The sequence below is a fragment of the Dactylosporangium sp. NPDC050588 genome, from assembly GCF_040654975.1.
In the GTDB taxonomy this organism is placed as follows: Bacteria; Actinomycetota; Actinomycetes; order Mycobacteriales; family Micromonosporaceae; genus Dactylosporangium; species Dactylosporangium maewongense.
Window position 1 is genome coordinate 12338 of the sequence record NZ_JBFAJA010000098.1, and the last position, 24307, is coordinate 36644.

Below are 24307 nucleotides of genomic sequence, written 5' to 3' on the forward strand. Positions count from 1 at the left end.
GTCAGCAGTTGAGGTCGAGGTCGAGGACGGCGACGTCGGTGGGGCCGACGAAGATGACGGTGCCCAGGAAGTCGTCGTCCTCGGAGTCGTCGGGGCGGCCGGTGATCGGCAGGTAGCCGGTGTACAGGACGTCCGGCGGGGCGCCTCGGCCGGCGGTGCGGGTCAGCAGGAGGTCGAGCAGGTCGCGGTACAGGTGCCGGGTGAGGTGGTCCTGGGGGACGTGCGGCCACTCCTCGATGCCGTCCCAGTCGTCGTCGAACAGGTCGCGCAACGAGCTGCGCACGATGGTGTACACGCCGAGGTCGAGCTCCTCGACGGTGACCGGGTGCAGGTGCGGCGGCTCGTCGGGTGGTTCCTCGCGGGTGCGGGTCCACCAGGAGGCGGCGTCGGCGACGGGGTCGGCGGTGTCGCGCGGGCCGATCCACACCCGGAACGTCACGGGGTTGTTGTTGTTCACCCACAGCTCGGCGCTCAGCAGCGTCAGCAGGCACGCGAGCCTGGTGCGCAGCGGACCGTCGGCGCCGTCGGCGGCGAGCACCGGCGGCGGCTCGGTCGTGGCCGCGGGGGACACGGTCAGGCGCAGCGTCCGGCCGTGCGACGGGTCGCGGTGCAGCAGGTGCAGGTCGTCGTCGCCGGTCGAGACGCGCAGCAGGTCGGTGTAGGGCCCGGTCAGCCGCCCGGCGAGGTACTCCAGCAGCACGGCGGCCCGGTGGTCGGTCGCGGGGATCCGGGCGGCCAGCAGCGCGGCGACGTCGGCGGCCACGTCGGCCTCGGGGCGGGCGGAGTCGAACGGGCGGCCGGGGGCCGGCTGGACCAGGCTGATCAGGACCTCGGCCGCCTCGGGCTCGGTGGGGAAGCCGCCGATGACCTGAAGCGACTCCGGCGCGGGCGGCTGCGGCCACTGCTCGGCGTCCCGGCTGGGCGCGGTGCCGGTGACGCACTCGCCGCGCCAGCCGGGCGTCGCCTCGCCGGTCCATGCGGCGAGCAGCCACACGGCGGCGATCGCCGACCACTGCGCCGACGTCGGCCACGGAGCGCCGTCCAGCGCCGGGGGCAGCGGTTGCCGGTGCCAGCTGTCCGTGTAGCTCCCCGTCTGCCTGCCAGCTTCGGTCACTCCGGCAGTCTAATGACCATCAGGATCGTCAACGTCGGGTTGACGCAAACTGGATCGTCAACTTATGGTTGACGCATGACGACACCTGAACCCGTGACCAGCCAGATCCGGCTCGACGACCTGATCGAAGCGATCAAGAAGACGCACCCCGAGGCCCTCGACCAGCTCAGCAGCGCGGTGCTGGCGGCCGACCACCTCGGCGACGTGGCGGACCACCTGATCGGGCACTTCGTGGACCAGGCCCGCCGCTCCGGTGCCTCCTGGACGGACATCGGCCGCAGCATGGGCGTCACCAAGCAGGCGGCGCAGAAGCGGTTCGTCGCCAAGGGCGAGGCGCCCGACCTCGACGCCAGCCAGGGCTTCAGCCGCTTCACCGACCGGGCCCGGAAGGTCGTCGTCGCGTCGCAGGAGGAGGCCCGTACGCGAGGCAACGACCACATCAGCGTCGGGCACCTGCTGCTCGGCCTGGTCGCCGACCCGACCGCGCTCGGCGCCCAGACGATCGTCGCCCAGGGCGTGTCGCTGGACGCCGTCCGGGAGACCGCCGCCGCGACCCTGCCGCCGGCCGCCGACGCCGTGCCCGCGCTCATCCCGTTCGACGCGCACGCCAAGAAGGGCCTGGAGCTGACCTTCCGGGAGGCGCTGCGGATGAACCACAACCACGTGGGCACCGAGCACATCCTGCTCGCGCTGCTCGAGCTCGAGGACGGCACCGGCGTCCTCGCCGGCCTGGGCATCGACAAGGCCGCGGCGGAAGCGTCCATCGCGGCCGCGTAGGACCGTCGGTCCAGCGCCGGCCGCACGGGACCGTCGGTCCAGCGCGGCCGCGCGGGACGGGTCAGGCCTCGATGAACTGGTAGTCGGCGGCGATCCGGCCGTCGGGGGAGAGGACGAGGATCTCCAGGCCGACGCCGGCGGGGGCGCCCCCGCCGGTGGGCACCATCTCCCAGTGGAACTTGACCACGTCGTGGAGGCGGTCGGCGTCGCCCCGGGCGCGGAAGACGTAGCCACCGGGCGCGACGAACTCCTCGTACGCGCGAGACACCCGCGACTCGAGCGCGTCATGGCCGCGGGCCTCCAGCGCGAGCCGGCCGAAGCCGAGACCGGCGGCCGCCTGGCGCATCTCCAGCGGCGGCTGCAGGACGTGCACGGCGTCGCCGGTCCAAAGGTCACGCACGGCGGCACGGCGGCGGGCCGGGTCGGGCTCGCCCCACACGGCGACGTAACGGTCGATGAGCTGCTGCAGATCGTGATCGGACATGCGCCGAACTGTGCTGCGTCCACCGCCGGCCGGCAATTCCCCGCAGGGAATCGTCAGGCGGCCGCCGAACCGGTAGACAGAAGGCATGATCGCCGAAGCGTTGCGGACGTTGCGGACCCGGCGGCGGGTCAGCCAGCTGGAGCTGGCGGCGCGGGCCGGGACCACCCAGCGGCACGTCAGCTTCATCGAGAGCGGCCGGTCGGCACCCGGACGCTCGATGATCATCCGGCTGGCGGAGTCCCTGGAGGTGCCGATCCGGGAGCGCAACGAGCTGCTGCTCGCCGCGGGGTTCGCGCCCGCATACCCGCACGGCGACCTCGACGGGCCCGAGCTCAGGACGGTCCGGGCGGCGCTCGAACGGGTGCTGCACGGGCACCTGCCCTACCCGGCGGTCGTCGTGGACCGGCACGGTGACCTCGTCGCCGCCAACGCCGGGTTCGACGCCATCACCCGCGGCGTCACCCCGTCGCTGCGGGCGGCGCCGGTGTCAGTACCGCGGATCCTCCTGCACCCGGAAGGGCTCGCGCCACGGATCGTGAACCTGGCCCAGTGGGCGTGGCACGTCATCGACCGGGTCCGGGCGGAGAGCGAACGCAACCCGAGCGACCGGCTCGCCCGCCTCGCCGGAGAGCTCGCCGGTTACGCGCCGCCGCGGCAGGTGCCGCAGGACCACCTCGGGTTCGCGGTGCCGCTACGGCTGCGCACGGCCGGTCACGAGCTGCGGCTCGTCACCACCCTCACCCACTTCGGCACCGCGACCGACGTGACCGTGGCGGAGCTGCGGCTGGAAGCGTTCCTGCCGGCCGACGACGCGACCGCCGCCGCACTCAACGACCTGGTGGACGCGATATAGGGCAGCCGTCAGGGGCGCCAGCCCGGCAGCCGCCGCGCGGACTGGGCCGGCCCGTGATCCTCGGGACCGGTCACCCCGGCCGCCGCTCTGGCCGGGAGGGCGCGGACGAACGCGATCGTCATGACGAAGACGACCAGGCTGATGCCCAGCATGCCGGCACCCCCGCCGAGCACGGTGGACATCTCGGGGCGCGGCCGGTCGGCCCGCTGCACGTTCGAGCATGGCTGCCGGCGCGAGTAGTGCACCTCGGTGGCATCGCCGACCTCGACCCACCGGTCGTCCGGAAACAGCCGGGTGGTCGTCTCGCAACGGGTGCCGTCGGGCAGCACGAAGACCGACGTGTACTGCCACTGCGGTTGATCGGTGTTCGACCATGCGGCGTCGTCGATCGCGGCGAACTCACTCGGGAGGGTCGGGTGCCGGTCGACCCGATGGACGGTCGCGATGGCCTCGCCGCCGTGGGTGTCCTCCCACGTCAGCCACAGGCCCAGCCCGACCAGGACGGACGCGAACGTGATCCAGACACCGAAGAACCAGAGCACACCGCGCAACGACCGTGGACCGCGATAGAACCGCATGCTGCCACCCCCCGCAGAGCGTCACTCCAGATACATAGATTAGTTGCGTCAGGCGAGTTGGTCGAGGTAGGTGAGCACGGCCATGACGCGGCGGTTGTCGTCGCCGGACGGGGGGAGGCCGAGCTTGCTGAAGATGTTGTTGATGTGCTTGCTGACGGCCTTCTCCGTCACGAACAGCCGGCCGGCGATCGCCGCGTTGGAGCGGCCCTCCGCCATCAGGGCGAGGACCTCGCGTTCGCGGGCGGTGAGCGTGTCGGCGATCCGGTCGGCGGGGCGGCGGGCCAGCAGCAGCGCGATCACCTCCGGGTCCATGACGGTGCCGCCCTCCGCGACACGGCGGACCCCGTCGATGAACTGGCCCACGTTGGAGACCCGGTCCTTGAGCAGGTAGCCGACGCCGCCGGCGCCCGAGGCGAGCAGCTCCCGCGCGTACAGCTGCTCGACGTGCTGGGAGAGCACGAGGATCGGCATCCCGGGGACCTCGGCGCGGGCCGCGATCGAGGCCTGCAGCCCCTCGTCGGTGAAGGTGGGCGGCAGCCGCACGTCGACGACCGCCACGTCGGGCCGGTGCTCCAGCAGCGCAGGCAGCAGCGACGGGCCGTTGTCGACGGCCGCGACGACCTCGAAGTCGAACGCCTGCAGGATGTGGATCAGGCCGTCCCGGAGGAGGGCGAGGTCCTCGGCGATGACAACGCGCACGGCAGCTCCATCGTCACGGTGGTGGGTCCGCCGGGCGGACTGGCCACGGACATGGTGCCATCAAACGCGGCGAGGCGTCGCTCGATCCCCCTCAGCCCGCTGCCGGCGGCAGGGTCGGCGCCGCCCCGGCCGTCGTCGCCGACCTCGATGAGGATGCGGTCTCGCCGGTACGACAGGCGGATCCGCGCGCCGGACGCGCCGCTGTGCTTCGCGATGTTCGTCAGGGCCTCGGCGATCGCGAAGTAGGCCGCCGACTCCACCGGCGGCGGCGGGCGGCCCGGCAGGTCGACGTCGGCGTCGACGGGCAGGGGCGCGCTGATCGCGAGCGCGCGGACGGCGCCGTCGAGCCCCCGCTCGGCGAGGACCGGCGGGTGGATGCCGCGGACCAGGTCGCGCAGCTCCGCCAGGGCCAGGCCGCTGTGCTCGCGGGCCTGCGCCATGAGCCGCATCGCCGCCTCCGGGTCACGGGCCATCAGCTCCTCGGCGAGGCCGAGCTTCATGCTGACCGCGACGAGCCGCGCCTGCGCGCCGTCGTGCAGGTCCCGCTCGATCCGCCGCAGCTCGGTCGCCTGCGCGTCGACGGTGTCGGTGCGGGTCTGGGTGAGCCGGTCGACCCGCTGGGCGAGCGCGGCGGCCCGCGTCGGCGCCAGGAACCACTGGGCGAACTGCGCATACCAGCGCAGCGTGTACGGGGTGAGCGTCAACCCGGCCGCCAGGATGCCGACCCCCTGCGGCCAGCTCGCCAGTGCCTTCGCGAGGTTGTCCATGGGCCAGAAGACGCCGTAGCCATACCAGTCCATCACGAAGTACAGCAGCACCGGCACGCCGAGCACGCCCTCGACGCCGCTGGCGATCAGGGCCGGCGGGGTGATCAGCAGCAGCCCCACCACCTGCACGGACAACACCAGCCACAGCAGGTCCCGCCAGGTCGCGGGGTCCGTCATCACCCAGCGGTACAGGCGCCACAGGCCGGCGTCGGCGGGGCGCTGCCGGTACGGACGCGGAATCACGACACCGGTCCACTCCGTCAGCAACCGGCGGTGCAGGTCGGTGACCGCGCGGACGCCGACCGCGGCGAGCGGCACGAGGAAGATGCCGACGCCGGCGACCGTGAGCACGACCGACACGACGAAGAGCACGAGCAGGGCGATGTTCGTGGACAGCGTGCCGATCGCCAGCAGGATGCTGCGCAATCCCGCCAGCAGTCCGCGTTTGACGCGATCGGATGCAGGCACGGTCCCATTCTCGCCCACGCGCCCGGCGGTGGCGGTGGTGCTATCACCACCACGGTTCGGGACGTGCCACTCCTGCCCGCGCGGCGCGCGGTGCGTTGGATCGAAGGCATCGCCACTCCAGGGAGGAACCCGCGATGTCCACGCTGTCCAGGCTGCCGTCCGGCCGCCGTACGAAACTGCTCATGCTGGCCCTCTGGGTCGTCATCGCGTCGGTGCTGGGCCCGCTCGCGCTGAAACTCACCGACGTGCAGGACAACGACTCGCTCGGCTCGCTGCCCGCGTCCGCGGAGGCCAGCCGTGCCGCCGCCCTCGCCGAGGCCGCGTTCCCCGAGCCGGACACGCTCGTCGCCGTCGCCGTGTACGTCCGCGAGTCCGGGCTCACCGACGCCGACCGGGCGAAGGTCGCCGGGGACCGGGCCGCGTTCGCCGCGCACGCCGCCGGTGGGACGGTGCCGGAGCCGGTGCCCGCCGCGGACGGCACGGCGCTGCTGCTGTCGTTCGCGCTCGCCGGCACCGACGAGGAGCAGACCGCCGCGGTCGCCCCGGTGAAGGAACGCCTCGCCGCGCAGCGCCCGGACGGGTTGCAGGTCGCGCTGACCGGATCCGCCGGCGCGGAGGACGACTTCGCCGACGCGTTCGAAGGGCTCGACATCACCCTCCTGCTCGCCACGGTCGGTGCGGTCGCGCTGCTGCTCCTGCTCACGTACCGCAGCCCGGTGCTGTGGCTGATCCCGCTGCTGACCGCGGCGGTCGCCAGCCAGGTCGCCGGCGGCGTCGTCTACCTGCTCGCCAAGCACGCCGGGCTCGCCGTCGACCTGCAGAGCCAGAACATCATGACGATCCTCGCCATCGGCGTCGGCGTCGACTACGCGCTGCTCATCATCGCCCGGTACCGCGAGGAGCTCCGCCGGCACGAGAACCGGCACGAGGCGATGGCGATCGCGCTGCGCCGGTCCTTCCCGGCGATCTGCGCGTCGGCGGCGACGGTCGCGATCGGCCTGCTGTGCCTGCTCGCCGCCGACCAGCCCGCCACACACGGCCTCGGACCGGTCGGTGCCGTCGCGGTCGTCGCGACCCTGTGCGCGATGACGACGCTGCTGCCGGCGGTGCTGGTGCTGTTCGGCCGGTGGGTGTTCTGGCCGTTCGTCCCGCGGTACACGCCGGGGATCGCGAACCAGGACGTCGCCGCCGACCATGGCGTCTGGGCGCGGATCGCCCGCGTCGTCGGCGCCCGCCCCCGCACGGTCTGGCTCGCGACCGCGGCGGTGCTGGCCGCGCTGACGTTCGGCGTCACGAACCTGAGCATCGGCCTGCCGGGTGCGGAGATCTTCACCAAGGAGGTCGGCTCGATCACCGGGCAGCGGCTCATCGAACGGCACTACCCCGGCGGCACCCTCGCACCCGCCGTCGTCCTCGCCACGGCCGCTTCCGAAGCGCCCGTGCTCGAGGCGGCCCGCGCCGTCGACGGCGTCGCGACCGTCGGCGCGCCGACGCGCTCCGCCGACGGACGCTGGGTGCGCATCGAGGCGACGTTCACCGCCGAACCGACCAGCGACGTTGCGTTGGCGTCCTTGGAGCGGCTGCGGGCCGCCGTGCGGGGCGTGCCCGACTCGGCGGCGATCGTCGGCGGCGACACCGCGTTCGAGGCCGACGGCGACGCCGTCACCAGCCGCGACAACCTCGTCGTCATCCCGCTCGTCCTCGCCGTCATCCTGCTGGTCCTGATGTTCCTGCTCCGCGCCGTCGTGGCACCGCTGGTGCTGCTGGCGAGCGTCGTGCTGTCCTACGCGGCGGCGCTCGGCGCGGCGGGCTTCATCCTCGACGCGATGGGCCACCCGCGGCTGTGGAGCGCGGTGCCGCTGCAGACGTTCCTGTTCATCGTCGCCCTCGGCGTCGACTACACGATCTTCCTGATGACCCGGGCCCGCGAGGAGACCGCCCAGCTCGGCCACCGTGAGGGCGTCCTGCACGCCCTGACGGTCACCGGCGGCGTCATCACCAGCGCCGGCGTGGTCCTCGCCGCCACGTTCGCGGCCCTGACCATCCTGCCGATGGTGCCCTCGGCCCAGATCGGCGTCATCGTCACCGCCGGCGTCCTCATCGACACGCTGCTGGTGCGCAGCCTGCTCGTGCCCGCCCTGACCCTCCACATCGGACGCTCCGCCTGGTGGCCAGGCCGCCTGTCCCGCACCGGCTCCCACTCTCCGGCCCACGCCGACCAGCCGGCCGTGCCGGTGCACTGACCGCTCCTCGCCCTTGTCCGCCCGGGCTGCCACGGGGCAGCCCGGGCACCTCCATGCCGCCGCATCGGAGAGACTGTCACCGTGTTGAGTGACCTCGACCTCATTGCGGCGGCTTTCGTCGGTACGCCGCTGGCCGGGCTGCCGGCCGGGCACGGCCCGTCGGGCACCGTCATCGTCGCCGACGTCGACCCTGACCGGCTGCACGAGGCGTGGCGGGCGGCCGAGGCGCTGGTGCCGGTCACCGGGCGCCGGCCGGTCCTGGTCACCGACGACTTCGACGATTCGATGCGCATGCTGCCCGAGAGCGAGCCGGGCCCGTCGGAGCCGGAGCTGCGCGCGTTCGCCGAGGCGGCCCGGTCGTCCGAGCCGTGGCTGGCGTACCGCCACTACGGCGAGGACGACGAGGTCCGCGAGGGTGAGCTCGAGTACTCCGCGCGGTGCGTCGCCGGCGCCGACCTGAGGCCTCTGGTGTCGGACGTGGCGCTGCCGGTGCCGCGGCCGGTGCTGGAGCGGGCGCTGTACGACGGGGTGCTCGCCGACGCCGACCTGCACGCCCGGGTGCTGGACAGCGTGCGGTTCGTGACGCAGACCGGCTACTGGTACACGCCCGACAGCGTCCTGCTGCCGACGAGCTCCCAGTCCACTGACATAGGAGCCTCGCGTAGGACCTGTGTCGACAGCGCCACCGCTGCGGCGCGCCGTCGCAGGCTCTCAGGCAGTACCTGTTCGAGCTTCATGCGCGCGGTCGCGGCTGTGGCGTCGTCGTCGGGTAGTCGGGGAGTCCATAAGTCCATGGTCCCCTGGGATACGGCCAGTGGCAGGCCGCATCTGTGTCTAGCGTGGAGGTATGAGAATCGCCGTCACAACACCTCAGGGAAACGTGGGCCGGCATCTGACGCGAATGCTCATTCGGGCCGGAGTCACGCCGGTGCTGCTCACCCGCCACCCAGAGAACATCCCCGCCGCCGTCGCCGAGCACGTCGACCTGGTGGCGACGGACTCGCGCGAGCCGAGCCAGGTCATCTCCGCCACCGCCGGTGCCGATGTCATCTACTGGGTCGACCCGCCCGCCGAATCCGCCGACCCGTTGGCTGACTATCGCCGCGCGACGGAGTCCGTCGTCGCCGCGGTCGAGGCGAATCGGATCGGACGGGTCGTGTTCCAGAGCAGCGTCGGCGCGGAGAAGCGGCAAGGCGCGGGTGAGATCGACGGCCTCTCGGAGACGGAGGTCGCCCTCGACAACTGCGACGCTGATGTCACGCACCTGCGGTGCGGCTACTTCTTCACCAACCTGCTGTTCGAGGCGGAATCGGTGAAGACCGGGCTGCTCCAGACCGTGCTGCCCCTCGACGCCCCGATGAGCTGGGTCGCCCCGCGGGACATCGCCGAGGTGGCCGCGCTCGCACTGCTGAGCGACCAGTGGAGCGGACGCCGCGTCCAAGCCGTCCACGGCCCCGAGGACCTGACCTGGACCCAGGTCGCGAAGATCCTCACGGAAGAGCTCGGTCGGGAGGTACGCGTCGAGCGGATCGCCGACAAGCAGATGCGCGAGCAGTACCTCCAGGCGGGCATGCCGCCCGCCATGGCGGACGCGGTGCTCGGAATGTCCACCGGCCTGCGAGACGACTTCGTGCCCGAGCAGGACCGTTCGGTGGTGACCACCACCCCGACCCAACTGCGGAGCTGGATCCGTGAGGAGCTCGTCCCCCTCCTCTGAAACCATCAGATGACCGCATCAATGGTGCGTTGCCGTCGATGCGGTACCGGTCGTGCAGGCTGATCGTGCGGCGCCCCTCGTACGGCGTACCGACCGCCGCCAGCACCCGCGACGCCGGCTCCTCGTCGGCGCCCCACAACCGGTCGACCGGCAGCGGCGGCCCGTCCGGCCGGCGGACCCGCTTCGGCGCCCTGCTGAGCAGCGCCGTCAACGCGCCGGCCGGGACCCGCAGCACCTCCTCGAGGACGCCGAGCGCCGCGATCGACTCGGCGCGCTCCGGGACCCGCAACTCGCGCGACCAGTAGCTCAGGCTCGCCGGACTGAGCGGGTGCCCGCGCAACGCCATCCGGTGCGCCAGCCGGTCGAGGGTCAGGCCACGGGCCACGATCGCGGCCCGCAGCGCCTCGGGGAACGATCCGCCGTCGGGTGGCATTCAGAAGATGTACCAGGTGCCGCCGCGCGCGGCCGGCCGCTAAATCAATCGACGCCCTCAGGCCGGTCGTGTGGTCCTGCCCTGGTGATCGACGGTCTGACGCATCGGCCGCTCCGTCCATGAAGTCGTTTCCTGCGCCGGTACGGCCTGCGAGCGGGCTGCTGCGGACGCGGAACTTCGCCCTGCTGTGGACCGGGCAGTCCACCAGCGCGGTCGGCTCCGCGATGACGACGGTGGCGCTCCCGCTGGTGGCCGTCACGACCCTGCAGGCCGGCCCGGCCATGGTCGCCCTGCTCACCGCCGCCACCTGGCTGCCCTGGCTGCTGATCGGTCTGCCGGTCGGTGTCTGGGTCGATCGGTGGCCGCGCCGGCGCACCCTGCTGATCGCCGACCTCGCCTCCGCGGCGGTGCTCGCGGCCGTCCCGATCGCGGCCTGGACCGATGTACTGACCATGCCCGTCCTGCTGGTGGCCGCGCTGCTCGCCGGGACCGCCGGCGTCTTCGCCAACGTGGCGTTCAACGCCTACCTGCCCCATCTCGTCGGCGCGGACGACCTCATGGAAGGCAACGCCAAGCTGCAGACCAGCGCGTCGGTCGCCCTCGTCGTCGGACCTGGCCTCGGCGGCCTGCTGGCCCAGGCGGCCGGCCCGGTCAGCGGCATCCTCATCGACGCCGGCACGTTCCTGGTGTCGGCGGCCTGCCTGCTCGGCCTGCGCCCCGCCCCGGAGCCGCGCCCCGCTGCGGGCGACCGCCCGGGCATGCTGCGCCAGATCGCCGACGGCATCCGCTTCATCATGCGGGGACGCCTCCTGCAGGCCATGCTGGTGGTCGCGGCGGTGACCAACTTCGCGATGCTGGGCATCACCGCGCTGCGCGTCGTCTTCCTGGTCCGCGCCGAAGGCACCCCACCCGGGACCGCGGGCCTCGTGATCGGCGTCGGCAGCCTCGGCGCCATCCTCGGCGCCGCCCTCGCCTCCCGCGCGTCCCGCCGCTTCGGCAGCGCCCGCACCTACCTGCTGGCGAACCTCGCCGCCGCCCCCTTCGTCCTGCTGCTGCCGCTCGGCGGCCACGGCTGGCGCCTGTCACTGTTCACGGCGGGCTCCTTCATCGCCCTCGCCGGAGCCACGATGTCGAACGTCATGACCATGACCTTCCGCGGCACCTTCGTCCCCGCACACCTGCTCGGCCGGGTCACCGCGGCCTCCCGCATCTTCGTCTTCGGCACCGTCCCGCTCGGCGCGGCGACCGCCGGCCTGCTGGCCTCGACGCTCGGCATCCGGCCCGCGATGTGGGCGCTCGCCGCCCTGTACGTCCTGGCCCCGCTGCCTCTGCTCACCACCGAGACCCGCACCCTGCGCGACTTCCCGACCCAGAACTGATCGGGAGTGCAGCCGCAGGTACGCGATCTGACCACCGACCCGGCGGCACGACAGCCTCGAGGTCGACGGACTCATGGGCGGACGAACACTGCCATCCGCGGAGCCGGCCTGAAGCCGTGCTTCTCGTAGAACAGTGCAGCGTCGCTGTCCCGAGCGGTCAGCAGGTACCAGTGACGGACGTCGGGCATGCGGCCCGCCAGGGCTCCGAGCAGCGCGCTGCCGTGTCCCTGCCGTTGGCGTGCCGGCCGTACACACAACTCCTGCAACAGGAAGTGGTCTTCGGCTCCCGACCGTTCCAGGTGCCCGATCGCAAACCCCAGCAGCTCGCCATCCACGGCTCGCAGACCGACACCGCACGCACGCGGAGTCGCGAGGAAGTCCCCGAGTCGCCGCGTGGCGTCCTCCACGCGCCAGGACTCGTTCCACGGCGGCGCGTTGAACGTGGCGACGTACAGCGAGGCACAGGAGTCGAGGTCCTGCTCTGTCAAGGCGCTGATGATCACCCGGAGAGGATGCCACGCTTCCTGGACCCGTTGAGGGTTTCGGACGCAGGCAGGCAGAGGACTGGTCGCAGAGCCTCTACCGGACGTTCAAGGTTACGATTCATGGACATGGCACCGAGCCCGCACACCGTGTCCGGAGACTTCGACCTGACGATGGACGAGCTGCGCGTCGTGGCGCGGTACGTGGTCAGGCACGCCGAGGAGGTCCTGCCGGTCTTCGAGCTGGCCGTTCCCGACGATCCTCGCCCCCGCGCGGCGATCGACGCGGCGTGGGTGTTCGTCAACGGCGCCAACAGGACGAAGTTGCAGCGCGTCACCTCACTCGACGCGCATCGAGCCGCCCGGTCCGCACCCTCCGAGGCCGCGCGACTGGCCGCGCGATCCGCCGGTGACGCCGCCTCGGCCGCATACCTGCACCCCATCGCCCAGGCCGGCCAGGTCGGCCACATCCTGCGAGCCTCCGCGAGCGCCGCCCGCATCGGGGAGGTGATGGCGGGCGGTGACCCCACGATCGGGGACGCCCTGCTGGAACGGTCACGGCAGCGCGCGACGCCGCCGCTCATCGACGTGCTCCGCCGCTACCCGCCGGCCCCGACCGGCAGCAACCGTGTCGCCCAGCTGATGAGCACACTGGACCGCGCCCTGCGAACCGGGCTACCGCCGGCCGGGCACCGACGATCTCCGAACCAGCACCGGCAGAACGGTAGCGGGTGACGGTCAGGGGCCGTAGGCGATGAAGCGGCCGGGGCCGACGATCAGGTCGATCGCCGTCAGAAGAACCCGACATCGGCACCCAGACCGAACTGGACCGCCTCCGGATCGGCTTCCAGCACCGGGTGCGGCGGTCCGCCGGCGCCGTGACTATCCTCGCCGAGGCGGCACGGAGCCGCCCAACGGGAGGAAACTGATGAGGTCTCGCAGGAATGTCCTGCTTGCTTTGGCGCTGTCCGGCGCACTCACCGTCACCGCGGCCTGCGGTGACAAGAACCAGAACGGCGACGTCGCTCCGGCGGCCAACGGATCGACCAGTGCCGCGGCGTCACCGACGGCCGACGCGCGCGCGGAGCTGACCAGCGCGTTCCGCAAACTGAGCGGCGTCACCGTGACGTACACGTCGACGACCGATTCAGGCGCGATGGCCAGCAGCAAGTTGACGGGCTCCAGCGACCCTGCCAAGAAGGCCAACAGCGGCACGATGACCATCACCGCGCAGGGGCAGCAGATCAATGGCGATGTCATCGTCGTCGGCACCGACCTGTACCTGAAGCTGAGCCTGCCGATTCCGGGCGTCGACCCGAAGAAGTGGATGTACATCGACGGCACTAAGACGTCGCTGAGCAAGCTGGGACTCGGCAGCCCGGACGACCCGGCCAACGTCAAGGGCCTCGCTGACACGATCGTGTCGGTCGAGCGCACCGGCTCGGGCACGTACAAGGGCACGCTCGACGCCACCAAGCGCAACATCCCGGCAGCCGCCGCCGCTCTGCTCCAGCAGATGGGCGACGCGGCGAAGTCGGTGCCGTTCGAGGCGACGGTCAGCGCCGAGGGCTACGTCACCTCGCTGACGGTGAAGATGCCCGGCGCCGGCCAGGTCCCGCCGTCGACGGTGACGTCGACGTTCACGGACTTCGGCAAGCCGGTCTCGATCAGCAAGCCCGCCGCCACGGACGTGCAACCCGCCCCGGCGGCGCTGCTCGCCCAGTTCGCCTGACCCACAAGGCAGGGGCCGCTACCGCGACCGGTCGGTGGCGGCCCTGCCTTCCTCGTCGGTGGGGATGGGGTCAGAGCACGTGGAGGTCGGTGACGTCGACCTGGATCTCGCCGTCGTGCTCGCGGACGAAGGTGCTGAGGGTCATGTCGCTCAGCCCCTCCTCGCGGGACCACAGGGACACGTCCGCCCTCCGCCCCAGTGTCCGGGACCGCGAAGGCTCGGCGCACGGCGGACACGGACCGTCCAGCGACCTGACCCTTGGCTGCGCCATCAGGTTCGTCGCCGACGACGAGTGGGCCGGCACGAAACGGACCCCGTGCACGGAGCCGCACGACATGGAGTTCGCCGGCGTGGCCGAGTCGACGGCGCCCGCGTTCCCGGAGACCGCGGCGGCCCGCGACGCGGCGTTCGGGGAGCAGTGCCGGGACTGGGCCCTCGCGTACACCGCGATGCCCGGCGACCTGATGCACAGCCGTGCCGTCACCGTCGGGTTCCTGCCGACCGGCGAACCGTCGACGTGGCCCGGCGGCGACCACTACGCCCGCTGCTGGGTGTTCCTGCCGCACCCGGTCACCGCCTCGATTCGCGGGGCCGGCGACCTGCCCGCCTGACCGCGCGTCGTTCGGGGCCGAAAGCATGGACAGCGCCTCCTAAGATCAGCGGATGTCTTGGCTGCGGTGGGTACGCCGTACCGTCGCTGTGGTTGTCAGCGTGTGTGCGCTGGTGGGTGCGGTCCGGCTGGTCGCGCCCGCCACCGGCGGCACGGGCGGCGAGCCGTCCGGGGTGCGGCGGCAGCTGGCGTTCCTGCGCGCCGCGCTGGACGACGGCGCCGGTGAGGACGCGCAGCAGCTGTACCCGGAGGGGTACTTCTTCCTCCACGTGCTGTACGGCCTGACCTGGGTCGAGCTCGGCATGCGCGGCCCCGCGGGCGAACGGGCGACGGCGCTGCGCGAGGCCAGGTGGGCGTGGCGGCACCTCGACGAGCCCGCCGGGAAGGCACCGTTCAGCGAGAGCCTCACCCCGCCGTACGGCGTCTTCTACCAGGGCTGGAGCAACTGGCTGCTCGGCGGCGTGCTGAGCCTGCAACCCGCCGGGCAGCGCGACCCGGGGGAGCAGGCGCGGTTCGCGGCGGCGGCCGAGGCGCTCGGCACCGCGTTCGACGGGTCGGCGTCGCCGTTTCTGCAGGCCTATCCGGGGCAGGCGTGGCCGGTGGACTCGACCGTCGCCATCGCGTCGCTACGGCTGCACGATGCGCTGTTGCCGCCACGGTACGGCGCGACCGTCACCCGCTGGATCGCCGGCGCCCGCGAGCGGCTCGACCCGCGGACCGGCCTGCTGCCGCACCGCGCCGACCCCGCCACTGGCGAGCCGCTCGAGGTGGCCCGCGCGACGTCGCAGAGCATCATCCACCGGTTCCTCGGCGACATCGACCCGGCGTTCGCCCGCGAGCAGTACCTGCGCTTCCGCGACCAGTACGTCGTGCGCCCGCTCGGCCTCGGCCCGGCCGTGCGCGAGTACCCGGCCGGTCTGGACGGCCCGGCGGACGTCGACTCGGGGCCGCTGCCGCTCGGCGTCAGTCTCTCCGCGACTGTGGTCACCATCGGCGCCGCCCAGGTGCAGCACGACGCCCCGCTCGCCGCGGCCCTGGCCAACTACGGCGAGCTGGCCGGGCTGCCGCTCGGCACGCCGTGGACCAAGCGCTACGCCCTCGGCCTCGTCCCGGTCGGCGACGCGTTCCTCGCCTGGTCGAAGACCGCCCGGCCGTGGGTCGCCCAGACACCGTCCACGCCGCCGGAGACCATCCAGTGGTGGTGGCGGCTGCCCCTGCTCACCCTGCTCGCGGTCCTCGGCACCGCCCCGTGGATCCCGGCCCTGGTCCGCCTCCGCAAACGCCGCCGATCCCGACCAGCCGGTGGCGCCCGACCGTGGGGGCGCCCGACCGCGGTGGCGCCTGACCGTGGGGGCGCCTGACCGTGGGGGCGCCTGACCGCGGGGGCGCCTGACCGCGGTGGTGCCTGACCGCGGTGGTGCCTGACCGCGGTGGTGCCTGATCAGCTGGTGGTGATGACCGTGGTGGCGACGGAGACGGCGGTCATCGTGGCGATGAGGGCCTGGATGCGGGCGACTGCCTGCTGGACGGCGTCGGCGGCCCAGTTGTCCTTGCCGATCGCGTCGATGCGCGCCTTCAGCTCCTTCTTGTCCCGGCCGGGGAACAGCTTCCGCGCGAGGTCGACCGCCTGCACGAGCCCGAGCAGCGCCGCCGTCCGCGCGGGCACGGGACCGTCACCGTCGAGGGCGGCGGCGAGGTCCCGCCGGACCGTGGTCTCGGCGGCGGGCTCGGTGCCGGTCGCCGACGCGTACCGGGTGCGGGGAAACACCCACAGGACCCGGTCCTGCTCGCGGCGCAGCACCCCGGCCTCGACCTGCCGGTCGAGCAGCCGCCCGCGCAGCCCGTCGGCCAGCGGCTGGATCCAGGCGTCGGGCTTGCGCGGCTTCTTCTCCAGCACGACACGGTCCAGGGCCGCGTCCGCGACCGGGTCCCCGGTCGGCGTGGCGTCGGTGACCACGACCTGGTCGCCGGCGAGGTCGATCCGCCCGGCCAGCATCAGGTCGAGCAGCACCGCCCCGGCGAGCCCGTAGTCGAGCGCCGGGTCGCCGACCAGGTGGTTGCCCTCGTCGTCGAGAGCCAGCAGCAGGAAGTGATCCGCGAGACCGTCGTTCATGATCCCACCGTAAGCCGTCCGCGCATCCCGTGCAGCGCGCGGTGTCAGTACGCGGGAGGAGCTCCGTTCGCCCGCAGCCAGCGGCGACGGGTGGCCGCGGCGATGCCGTGGACCAGCCGGGCCAGGTCGGCCGCTCCCTCGGCGTCGTCGGCGCGGCGCACCGTCGTGAGGATCGGCGCGACCTCGTCGAGTTCGACGCCCTCGCGCAGCAGCACGAACTGGAGCACCAGCCCGGCGAGGCGGGCGTTGCCGTCGTCGTACGGGTGGAAGAAGGCGACGTCGAGGTAGACCCTGGCGGCCCGGGCCGTCACCGGTGTGTCCCGGTCGGCGGTCTCCGCCAGGCAGGCGGCGAACCGGTGCTCGGTGTCGGCGTGCAGCCCGTACCGTTCCCGGCCGTGCTTCGCGTGCGCCGGCGCCCGGCGGAACGCGGCGACCGGGACCCCACGGACGGCCCGGTTCCAGCGGGCCAGGAGGTCCGCGGTGAGGTCGGCGCCGACGGCGGCCTCGCGCCGCACGTCGTCGTATGCGGTCAGCAGCCGGCACTGCCGTCGCGGGTCGGACCCGGCGGCCCAGAGGGCGAAGCCGTCACGGATCGCCGGCACCGGCACCTCCGGGTGCGGGACGAGCTCCCGCCAGCCGATGGTCTCCCGCAACCGGAGCCACACCGTCAGGTGATCAGGTTCGGTCAACGGCCACCCGCTGGGCCAGGTCCTCGGCGACCGACAGCACGACCGCTCGCTTCGGCTCCACCCAGCTGCGGAACCGGCCGCCGACCGCGTGTTCGATCAGCTCACTCCGCCGGGCCGAGTCGATGCCGGCCGCTTCGAGGAACCACCACAGCACCGTCGTGCAGCAGCCGTACCAGCCGGACTCGTAGTGCGTGCGGTCACCGACGGCGGTCACTAGGTGAGCGACCGCACGCTCCCATCCGTCGAGGTCGTCGGCGGGAAGCGGCAGGAACCGGTCGAACCGCTCCGCCAGGTCGTCCAGCCACACGCGCCACTCGATCAGGGCCGCCGAGATCGCGGCAACGGTCGCTTCGGGTGTGGTGACCGAGTGCCGGACGCAGCACCAGGAGCCGACCGGGCCACCGTCGAGGTCACCCTCGCCGACCGACCAGCGCCAACCCACCGCCCACCGCCCGTACCGGGCGGCAAGCCCGGACGACAAGCTGTCCAGCCACAGGCCCCTGAGCCGCCTGTCGGCGCCCGGAAACCCGGACGCCGCGACAAGGTCGCCCACCACCGCCCGGACCGTGTCCGGATCGAAGGGCCGATCCTGGACGTCGGTGTCCGCCCAGTTCAGCTGCCACGGATAGGGCAGCGGGCCGTCCGGGAGCACGGTGTACCGGATGACCTGGATGTCGCCTCGAACGGCTCGCCAGGCCGGCGGCTCGCCGGTGCCGTCCGCCTCCGCCGGGACCGCCGCCGCGAAGCGGCCGCGGGCGTCGGTCGCGAGCTCGACCAGCAGCTCGTGCCAGGCCACCACGGCGTCGGCGAGGAGGGACAGCGTCTCCTCCGGGGTCGGGGCCGTCACCGCGGGACGCTCCGCCCGCCAGACCGGAACGGGTCCGCGACCCTGGAAGTCCTCCATCGCGACGGTGTACCACCAGCTCACCACCCAGTCGCCCAGGTGCTCGACCAGCGCCTGCGTCATCCGGTCGTACCAGAGGTCGACGAGCCGCCAGTCGGTGCCGGCCGGCGGGACGTCGGCGGCCGGCGGTAGCGCCCGCACCAGGTCCGCGACACCGGCCGGGTCGACCACGGGACGCGCGGCGGGATCGACGTCCCGCCACCTGAGTTGCCAGAACTGCGGGAGGGCTACTGGGTCAGTTGTCACGCTCGGCCTTCCGTACGGCAGCCGGCCAGCCTAACGGGTTCGCCCTCCTGCTCGCCGCCTCGTTACGCCGCGGCGCGTTCGGCGACGGGGCGGCGGCGCGGGTACGGGTCCGTCAGCGACCGTGGCCGCCACGCGCCGTCGGCCCGGTACAGGTCGGTGCCCGGCGGCACGATCTCGTCGATGCGGTCGAGGGCGGCGTCGTCGAGGGTCAGGCCGGCGCCCTTCAGCGAGGCGTCCAGCTGGGCCATCGTGCGCGGGCCGATGATGACGGACGTGACCGCGGGGTGCGCGACCGGGAACGCCTGCGCCAGCTCCGGCAGCGTGCAGCCGAGGTCCTCGGCGACGGCGACGAGCTGCTCGACCACGTCGAGCTTGCGGGCGTTCTCCGGCAGCGACGGGTCGAACCGGGCCGGGTTCAGGGCGGCGCGTCCGGCGGACAGGTCGATCGGGTCGCCCTTGCGGTAGCGGCCGGTCAGGAACCCGGACGCGAGGGGGCTCCAGGTGAGCACGCCCATCCCGTGCCGGGCGGCGACCGGCAGGACGTCCTTCTCGACGCCGCGGGCCAGCAGCGAGTACGGCGGCTGCTCGGTCCGGAACCGGTGCAGCGCCCGGCGTTCCGCGACGTGGTGCGCCTCGACGATCTCCTCGGCGGGGAACGTCGAGCAGCCGAACGCCCGGATCTTGCCCTGCCGCACGAGGTCGGTGAGCACCGACAGGGTCTCCTCGACGTCGGTGGTCGGGTCGGGCCGGTGCACCTGGTACAGGTCGATCCAGTCGGTCCGCAGCCGCCGCAGGCTGTCCTCGACCTCCCGCACGATCCAGCGCCGCGAGTTGCCGCCCCGGTTCGGCCCCTCACCCATCGGGAAGTGCACCTTCGTGGCGAGCACGACGTCGTCCCGCCGCCCCTGCAGCGCCTCGCCGACGATCTCCTCCGACTCGCCGGCGGAGTACATGTCGGCGGTGTCGACGAAGTTGATCCCGTGATCGAGCGCCGCGTGGATGATCCGCACGCAGTCGTCGTGGTCGGGGTTGCCGACGGCGCCGAACATCATGGTGCCGAGACACTGGACGCTGACCTGCATGCCGGTCCGGCCGAGAGTGCGGTATCGCATGCCGCGCACCCTAAGACCTGGAGTGGACTCCAGGTCAACCGCCAACCATCGACGTCGTTCAGGAGCGTCGCGAGATGATGTTGGGTGGCCGGGGTCGCCGGGGTGCGACATGATGACGCCGTGTCCGCATCCCGTCCACGGCGAGTGCCGCGTCCGCGCTGGCGGTGGCTGGCCACCGTCGCTGTCGTCACAGGGTCGATCACCGTCGGGTGGGGGCTGCAGCCGTTCGGTCGCGCGGTGGACACGATCGGCCTGGTCGCGGGGCTCGGGCAGCTCGTGTTCGCGGCGATCGCCTGGCGTCAGTCCGTCACGGCGACGGAGCCGGGCACGACCGACCATCAACGCCTGCTGGAGGCGGCCAGGTTCCTGCGCCGGCAGATCCTCCAGCAGTGGCACGACGAGGTCGGGGACCGCCGGCTGCGCCACCCGCGGCCGCTGCAGCTGCGCTGGGAGAACGCCGTGCCCGGCCGGCCGGCCTCGCTGACGATCACGCCCGGCAACCTCGTCGACGAGACGACCGGACGGGAGCCGGCCGCGGCGCTGGTGGACGCGTTCCGCCGGCTGCAGCACCGCCAGCTGGTCATCCTCGGCGAGCCGGGCGCCGGCAAGTCGACCGTGGCGATGCTGTTCGTGCTGGCCGCGGCCGACCGGGACGACGACCCGGTGTCCGTGCAGCGGCCCGTGCCGGTCCTGCTGAGCCTCGCCGCCTGGCGCGCCGACCAGGAGACGCTGCACGAGTGGATCGCGCGGCGGCTGGTCGAGGACTATCCGGAGCTCGCCGACGCCGCACGGTACGGCCCGGACGCCGCCGCGCGGCTGGTGGCCGAGCGGCTGGTGCTGCCGGTGCTGGACGGGCTGGACGAGATGCCCGCCGGGCTGCTGCCGGACGTGTTCGACGCGCTCAACGACGTCGCCGGGGTCGGCGGGCTGCAGACGGTGGTCACCTGCCGGCGGGCCGAGTTCAACGCCGCGCTCGCCGACGTCGCGCCGCTGCGCCTCGCCGCGCTGGCGGTCATCAGGCCCATCCGGGTCAGCGACTCGATCGCGTTCATCACCGGCGAGCAGGTCGACGCCGACCGCTGGCGTGAGGTGGTCGAGCGGATGCGGCAGGAGCCGGCGGGTGCGCTCGCCACCGCCCTGTCGACGCCGCTGATGACCGCGCTCGCCCGGGCCGTGTACGAGCGGCCGCACACCACGCCGGCGGAGCTGTGCGCGCTGCCCGACGTCCCTGCGATCCAGCAGCACCTGCTCGACCGGCTCCTGCCGACGGTCTACCCGGCCGGCCGCCTGCCGGTCGCCGAGCGGGCGCTGTCGTTCCTGGCGGCGCACCTGCAGGAGCGGCTCGCGACGCCGAACCTCGCCTGGTGGCACCTGGCGCGGGCGGTGCCGACCGGGGTGGTCGTCTGGTCCGTCGCGGCCGTGATCGCGGCGGTGGGTGCCGCCGCGACGGCGTACGTGCAGCCCTTCGGGTACGGCGCGGCACCGGACGCCCTGTTCGGCGCCGGGATCGGGCTCGCGGCCGGCACGGTGGCCGGGCTCAACGCGGCCCGCGGCATGACCGCCACCAACACGCCCGCGACCGGCCGGCGGCGCTGGACGGGGCTCGTCGGCGCGGCGGCCCGCGACGGGCTCGCCGGCGCCCTCGTCGTCTGCGCGGCGACCGGCTGGTACTTCGCCGGCCGCGCCACCTCCGGCGGGATCGGCCTGCTCTACCAGCTCATCCAGCTGCTCGTCTTCGGTACCGGCCTCGGCATGGCGCTCAGCGTGGTGCTGCAGGGCCTGGCGCTGGGCCGGGGCTCCACGCCGAACCGGGCGGCGCCCCGCCCCGGCCTGCTGGTGCCGCGGCTGGTCTCCGGGCTCGGCATGGGCCTGGCGTTCGGGCTGCCCGCCGGACTCACACTGGGCGTGGTCGCCGGGGTGTCCGAGCGCGACCTGCGCAGCGGCCTCATCGCCGGGCTGCTGACGGTGCTCGTCGTCGGCGCGACCGTCGGACTGCCGGTCGGCGTCGGGCGGTGGTTCGCCACGCCGGTCGAGGCCGACACCCCGCTCACCCCGCGCACGGTGCTGCGCGGCGACCTGATCAGCCTGACCGTGACCGCGTTGAGCTGCGCGGTGACCGCGGGCCTCGGCGACGCGCTGCTCACGATGGTCACGTCCGGCATGAGCAGCGGATCGCTGGTCCAGTTCGCCGGGAACTCGACCGACTCCCCGCTGGAGGCGGCGCCGTGGGCGGCGCTGGTCGCGTTCGGCGCGGTGCTGCTCGGCTCCGGCGCGCCGAGCGTGTCCTACATGATCGCGCACGGGTGGCTGGTGCTGTGGCGGCGGCTGCCGTGGCGGCTGTTCACGTTCCTCGAGGACGCGCACGAGCGGGCGATCCTGCGGCAGCTGGGTTCGGTGTACCAGTTCCGTCACGCCCGCCTGCTGGAGCGCCTCGCCGCCGGGCACCGCCCCGGCCGCTACGGGCGGCTGGTGGAGACGGGCGCGGAGGTCGGCGCGATCCTGCGCGGTGAGCGTCCGCCGCCGCGACGGGCCGCCCGTCTCGGCGTCACGGCCGTGGCGATGCTCGTGCTGCCGGCGCTGCTGGTGACGGTGTCGTTCCCGGTGGCCCGCGACCGCCTCGAGGCGGCGATCGCGGCGGAGAAGAGCGACGACGCGGCCGAGCTCATCGACAAGGCGGACACCCTGCAGGAGTCCGATCCGATGACGGCGATGCGGCTGCGCGCCGCCGCGGCGGCGCTGGACTCCGACAAGTCGTCGCTGGTGGATCTCGGGTCCGTCCTGGATCTGCTCGCGACGGGCGACGTGCTGACCTGGCGGCGGGCGGCGAACGAGATCGTCGAAGGCGACCAGTGGCTGATGTTCAATGACGACGGCGGCCATGGCACCGCCTGGGGACCTGCCGACACGTCGGCGGCCGGTCCGGTCCCGCTGGGTGACACCGGTCCGCTGCAGCACCTGTTCACCGACGGCGGCTGGGCGGTGTCGTTCAGGTCGCCCCGCCTGGTGTGGCAACTGTCGAATTCACGGCTGGAGTCCGCCCACATCGACGACGACGCCGAGCTCAGCATCGGCCCGGGCGGCCGGCTGCTGTGTCTGTACCCGGACGGGCGGCTGACCGCCTTCGACGCCCGCGCGTGGCCCGCGCGCGAGGTGCTTCTGGCGACCGACGTGACGGAGACGGCGAGCGACGCCACCCGGTGGGTGTACGCCGCCGGCCGGGACGGCACCCACGTCCGAGTCATCGACCTCGCGACCGAACCACCCCGGGTGGCGACGCTCGCCGACCCCGCCGCCAAGCTCGACACCAACGCCAGTGGCGAGGTCCTGGTGACCACGTCGGCGGCCGGCGCCGTCACGCTCTGGGATCCCGCCGACCCGGGTCGGCCGCGCTACGGGGGCGGTGCTGACACCGACGTCACTGTATCCGTCTCCGGACCACGGCTCGTCTTCGTCGACGACCGCCTGGTCGATGTGGGGACGGCGCCCGCCCGCTCGATCGAGTACGACGACGCCGTGACCGTGCCCGGTCACGACGACCGTGCCGTCGTCCTCAGCGGTGGTGTCGTCGCGGTCGTCGACTTCGCCGCGGACCCGCCGGCCTGGCGGACGGTGGCGACCGGCGTGGACACGGTCGACTTCGACAATGGCGATTCGGTGCTGCTCAAATCCGATTCCAGCGACACCACGCGGCTGCTGGACCTGACCCAGGATCCGCCGCGGGTCACCGCCACCGGCGAGATGCTGATGGACGGCGGCGTGTTCGCGGACGCCTCCGGGAACTGGTCGGTGTGGAACCGTCGCCTGCCACCGGTGTACGTCGGGCCCGGCGACCGGTACACCTCGGTCGATGTCGGCGACGAGGTCGCCGTGCTCGGGCAACGGGACGGCAGCCTCCGGATCGTGCGGCTCGCCACGGGGCAGCAGCGGGTCGTCCCGCTCGGCGGTCCCTTGTCGTCGGCGGTCTACCTCACCGACGACGAGCGATGGGCATCCGTGATCGTGGCGGGCAAGCTACAGGCGGTGAACACCTCGACCGGCGCACTCCAGCCGATGGGCAAGAGCGGCGACTACCGCCAGGTCCGCGTCTACCGGACGAACGGGCGGATCGGTGACTGGATCGCCGTCTGGAAGACCCCCGCCCAGCCAGGCACGACACCGACCCTGCGGCACGTCGCCGGCGACCCGGTGGTCGCCGCGTGCCGGCTCTTCCAGAAGCCGTTGTCGCCGCACGAGTGGAGGACGCTCGTGCCACGGCTGACCTACGTCGATCCGTGCCGAGGAGCCTGATCCCCATGGTGAGCCTTTCCGAGCAGTTCGCGCACATCGCCACCGGCGCGATGTACGACGACCTCACCGCCGAGCTGATCGGCGCCCGGCAGCGGGCAGTGCTGGCGACCAATGCCTACAACGCCGCGTACGGGCGACCGCAGGCCGAACGGGAGGCCCTGCTCCGCGAGGTGCTGGGCACCGTCGGCGAGGGCGCGCAGTTCGAGCCGACGTTCCGGTGCGAGTTCGGCACGAACATCCACGTCGGCGCGAGGTTCTTCGCCAACTTCGACTGCGTCATGCTCGACGGCGCGCCCATCACGATCGGTGACGATGTGCTGATCGGCCCGAAGGTGGGCCTCTACACCGCCGACCACGCCCTGGACCTCGCCGAGCGCAAGGCCGGCGCCTGCCGGGCGAGGCCGATCACGATCGGCGACGGCGTGTGGATCGCCGGCGGCGTGACGATCCTGCCCGGTGTGACCGTCGGCCACGGTGCCGTCGTCGGCGGCGGCAGCGTCGTCACCCGGGACGTGCCCGCCGGCGCGCTCGCCGTGGGCAACCCCGCCCGGGTGCTGCGCCAGATCACCGACGCGGACCGCACCGGCTACGTCCCGACGCACTGAGCACCGCCGGACGGG

At 73.1% G+C, this 24307-nt stretch carries 22 protein-coding genes; 12 read left to right on the plus strand and 10 right to left on the minus strand.

Annotated features, from left to right (window positions below; all coding sequences use genetic code 11):
• Position 1 precedes the first annotated feature (1 nt).
• Positions 2 to 1114 carry a hypothetical protein gene (locus tag AB0I21_RS47555; RefSeq protein ID WP_360571093.1) on the minus strand — a complete coding sequence of 371 codons (1113 nt, stop codon included), beginning with the start codon at positions 1112 to 1114 and terminating at the stop codon, positions 2 to 4.
• 75 nt (positions 1115 to 1189) lie between these two features.
• On the opposite strand from AB0I21_RS47555, the gene AB0I21_RS47560 reads away from it, so the two are divergent.
• Positions 1190 to 1891, plus strand: a complete 702-nt coding sequence (locus AB0I21_RS47560; RefSeq protein WP_360571095.1) for a Clp protease N-terminal domain-containing protein — start codon at positions 1190 to 1192, stop codon at positions 1889 to 1891.
• A 61-nt stretch (positions 1892 to 1952) separates the two neighbouring features.
• On the opposite strand, the gene AB0I21_RS47565 is transcribed toward AB0I21_RS47560, so the two are convergent.
• Positions 1953 to 2375, minus strand: a complete 423-nt coding sequence (locus AB0I21_RS47565; RefSeq protein ID WP_360571097.1) for a hypothetical protein — start codon at positions 2373 to 2375, stop codon at positions 1953 to 1955.
• 85 nt (positions 2376 to 2460) lie between these two features.
• Here AB0I21_RS47565 and AB0I21_RS47570 point away from each other — a divergent pair, with 85 nt between their 5' ends.
• Positions 2461 to 3228, plus strand: coding sequence for a helix-turn-helix transcriptional regulator (locus AB0I21_RS47570; RefSeq protein WP_360571099.1), 768 nt, complete (start codon positions 2461 to 2463; stop codon positions 3226 to 3228).
• An 8-nt stretch (positions 3229 to 3236) separates the two neighbouring features.
• Here the strand turns inward: AB0I21_RS47570 and AB0I21_RS47575 are convergent, their stop codons facing one another.
• From AB0I21_RS47575 to AB0I21_RS47585, 3 genes are read right to left on the minus strand one after another with little or no spacing between them, the layout of a single operon-like run.
• Positions 3237 to 3806: a hypothetical protein gene (locus tag AB0I21_RS47575; RefSeq protein WP_360571101.1), complete on the minus strand. Its 570-nt coding sequence runs from the start codon at positions 3804 to 3806 to the stop codon at positions 3237 to 3239.
• A gap of 48 nt (positions 3807 to 3854) precedes the next feature.
• Positions 3855 to 4505 (minus strand): response regulator transcription factor, encoded by a 651-nt coding sequence (locus tag AB0I21_RS47580; RefSeq protein WP_360571103.1) that lies wholly within the window; start codon positions 4503 to 4505, stop codon positions 3855 to 3857.
• A complete protein-coding gene (locus tag AB0I21_RS47585; RefSeq protein ID WP_360571105.1) occupies positions 4457 to 5740 on the minus strand; it encodes a sensor histidine kinase in 1284 nt (427 codons plus the stop codon). The genes AB0I21_RS47580 and AB0I21_RS47585 overlap by 49 nt, the downstream gene beginning before the upstream one ends.
• Positions 5741 to 5874: 134 nt before the next feature.
• Here AB0I21_RS47585 and AB0I21_RS47590 point away from each other — a divergent pair, with 134 nt between their 5' ends.
• From AB0I21_RS47590 to AB0I21_RS47605, 4 genes are all read left to right on the plus strand, one after another.
• Entirely contained in the window at positions 5875 to 7983 is a 2109-nt protein-coding gene (locus AB0I21_RS47590) for an MMPL family transporter (RefSeq protein WP_360571107.1), read from the plus strand.
• Between the two features lie 847 nt (positions 7984 to 8830).
• Positions 8831 to 9700: an NAD(P)H-binding protein gene (locus AB0I21_RS47595; protein WP_360571109.1), complete on the plus strand. Its 870-nt coding sequence runs from the start codon at positions 8831 to 8833 to the stop codon at positions 9698 to 9700.
• Positions 9701 to 9738: 38 nt separating this feature from the next.
• Complete coding sequence (locus AB0I21_RS47600; protein WP_360571111.1) at positions 9739 to 10005, plus strand: hypothetical protein; 267 nt, start codon at positions 9739 to 9741, stop codon at positions 10003 to 10005.
• A gap of 247 nt (positions 10006 to 10252) precedes the next feature.
• Entirely contained in the window at positions 10253 to 11512 is a 1260-nt protein-coding gene (locus AB0I21_RS47605) for an MFS transporter (RefSeq protein WP_360571113.1), read from the plus strand.
• A gap of 71 nt (positions 11513 to 11583) precedes the next feature.
• Here the strand turns inward: AB0I21_RS47605 and AB0I21_RS47610 are convergent, their stop codons facing one another.
• Positions 11584 to 12015, minus strand: coding sequence for a GNAT family N-acetyltransferase (locus AB0I21_RS47610; RefSeq protein ID WP_360571115.1), 432 nt, complete (start codon positions 12013 to 12015; stop codon positions 11584 to 11586).
• A 102-nt stretch (positions 12016 to 12117) separates the two neighbouring features.
• Between AB0I21_RS47610 and AB0I21_RS47615 the strand changes: the two genes are divergently transcribed.
• From AB0I21_RS47615 to AB0I21_RS47630, 4 genes are all read left to right on the plus strand, one after another.
• Positions 12118 to 12729, plus strand: a complete 612-nt coding sequence (locus AB0I21_RS47615; RefSeq protein ID WP_360571117.1) for a putative immunity protein — start codon at positions 12118 to 12120, stop codon at positions 12727 to 12729.
• Between the two features lie 193 nt (positions 12730 to 12922).
• Positions 12923 to 13726, plus strand: coding sequence for a hypothetical protein (locus tag AB0I21_RS47620; protein WP_360571119.1), 804 nt, complete (start codon positions 12923 to 12925; stop codon positions 13724 to 13726).
• A gap of 143 nt (positions 13727 to 13869) precedes the next feature.
• Positions 13870 to 14337 carry a septum formation family protein gene (locus tag AB0I21_RS47625; RefSeq protein WP_360571121.1) on the plus strand — a complete coding sequence of 156 codons (468 nt, stop codon included), beginning with the start codon at positions 13870 to 13872 and terminating at the stop codon, positions 14335 to 14337.
• A 100-nt stretch (positions 14338 to 14437) separates the two neighbouring features.
• Complete coding sequence (locus AB0I21_RS47630) at positions 14438 to 15697, plus strand: hypothetical protein (RefSeq protein ID WP_360571123.1); 1260 nt, start codon at positions 14438 to 14440, stop codon at positions 15695 to 15697.
• Positions 15698 to 15777: 80 nt separating this feature from the next.
• On the opposite strand, the gene AB0I21_RS47635 is transcribed toward AB0I21_RS47630, so the two are convergent.
• From AB0I21_RS47635 to AB0I21_RS47650, 4 genes are all read right to left on the minus strand, one after another.
• Complete coding sequence (locus AB0I21_RS47635; protein WP_360571125.1) at positions 15778 to 16449, minus strand: GPP34 family phosphoprotein; 672 nt, start codon at positions 16447 to 16449, stop codon at positions 15778 to 15780.
• Between the two features lie 44 nt (positions 16450 to 16493).
• Positions 16494 to 17138 carry a hypothetical protein gene (locus AB0I21_RS47640; protein ID WP_360571127.1) on the minus strand — a complete coding sequence of 215 codons (645 nt, stop codon included), beginning with the start codon at positions 17136 to 17138 and terminating at the stop codon, positions 16494 to 16496.
• Positions 17125 to 18288, minus strand: a complete 1164-nt coding sequence (locus AB0I21_RS47645) for a hypothetical protein (RefSeq protein WP_360571129.1) — start codon at positions 18286 to 18288, stop codon at positions 17125 to 17127. The genes AB0I21_RS47640 and AB0I21_RS47645 overlap by 14 nt, the downstream gene beginning before the upstream one ends.
• A 62-nt stretch (positions 18289 to 18350) precedes the next feature.
• Entirely contained in the window at positions 18351 to 19400 is a 1050-nt protein-coding gene (locus tag AB0I21_RS47650) for an aldo/keto reductase (RefSeq protein ID WP_360571131.1), read from the minus strand.
• A gap of 237 nt (positions 19401 to 19637) precedes the next feature.
• Here AB0I21_RS47650 and AB0I21_RS47655 point away from each other — a divergent pair, with 237 nt between their 5' ends.
• Both AB0I21_RS47655 and AB0I21_RS47660 read left to right on the plus strand, forming a co-directional pair.
• Positions 19638 to 23687: a hypothetical protein gene (locus tag AB0I21_RS47655; protein ID WP_360571133.1), complete on the plus strand. Its 4050-nt coding sequence runs from the start codon at positions 19638 to 19640 to the stop codon at positions 23685 to 23687.
• A 5-nt stretch (positions 23688 to 23692) separates the two neighbouring features.
• Entirely contained in the window at positions 23693 to 24292 is a 600-nt protein-coding gene (locus AB0I21_RS47660) for a sugar O-acetyltransferase (RefSeq protein ID WP_360571135.1), read from the plus strand.
• The last annotated feature ends 15 nt before the right edge of the window (positions 24293 to 24307 follow it).

Coding starts and splice junctions, on each gene's coding strand:
- AB0I21_RS47560 (WP_360571095.1), top strand. CDS start 1,190: ATGACGACACCTGAACCCGTGACCAGCCAGATCCGGCTCGACGACCTG.
- AB0I21_RS47565 (WP_360571097.1), bottom strand. CDS start 2,375: ATGTCCGATCACGATCTGCAGCAGCTCATCGACCGTTACGTCGCCGTG.
- AB0I21_RS47570 (WP_360571099.1), top strand. CDS start 2,461: ATGATCGCCGAAGCGTTGCGGACGTTGCGGACCCGGCGGCGGGTCAGC.
- AB0I21_RS47575 (WP_360571101.1), bottom strand. CDS start 3,806: ATGCGGTTCTATCGCGGTCCACGGTCGTTGCGCGGTGTGCTCTGGTTC.
- AB0I21_RS47590 (WP_360571107.1), top strand. CDS start 5,875: ATGTCCACGCTGTCCAGGCTGCCGTCCGGCCGCCGTACGAAACTGCTC.
- AB0I21_RS47595 (WP_360571109.1), top strand. CDS start 8,831: ATGAGAATCGCCGTCACAACACCTCAGGGAAACGTGGGCCGGCATCTG.
- AB0I21_RS47600 (WP_360571111.1), top strand. CDS start 9,739: ATGCGGTACCGGTCGTGCAGGCTGATCGTGCGGCGCCCCTCGTACGGC.
- AB0I21_RS47605 (WP_360571113.1), top strand. CDS start 10,253: ATGAAGTCGTTTCCTGCGCCGGTACGGCCTGCGAGCGGGCTGCTGCGG.
- AB0I21_RS47615 (WP_360571117.1), top strand. CDS start 12,118: ATGGACATGGCACCGAGCCCGCACACCGTGTCCGGAGACTTCGACCTG.
- AB0I21_RS47620 (WP_360571119.1), top strand. CDS start 12,923: ATGAGGTCTCGCAGGAATGTCCTGCTTGCTTTGGCGCTGTCCGGCGCA.
- AB0I21_RS47625 (WP_360571121.1), top strand. CDS start 13,870: ATGTCGCTCAGCCCCTCCTCGCGGGACCACAGGGACACGTCCGCCCTC.
- AB0I21_RS47635 (WP_360571125.1), bottom strand. CDS start 16,449: ATGAACGACGGTCTCGCGGATCACTTCCTGCTGCTGGCTCTCGACGAC.
- AB0I21_RS47650 (WP_360571131.1), bottom strand. CDS start 19,400: ATGCGATACCGCACTCTCGGCCGGACCGGCATGCAGGTCAGCGTCCAG.
- AB0I21_RS47660 (WP_360571135.1), top strand. CDS start 23,693: ATGGTGAGCCTTTCCGAGCAGTTCGCGCACATCGCCACCGGCGCGATG.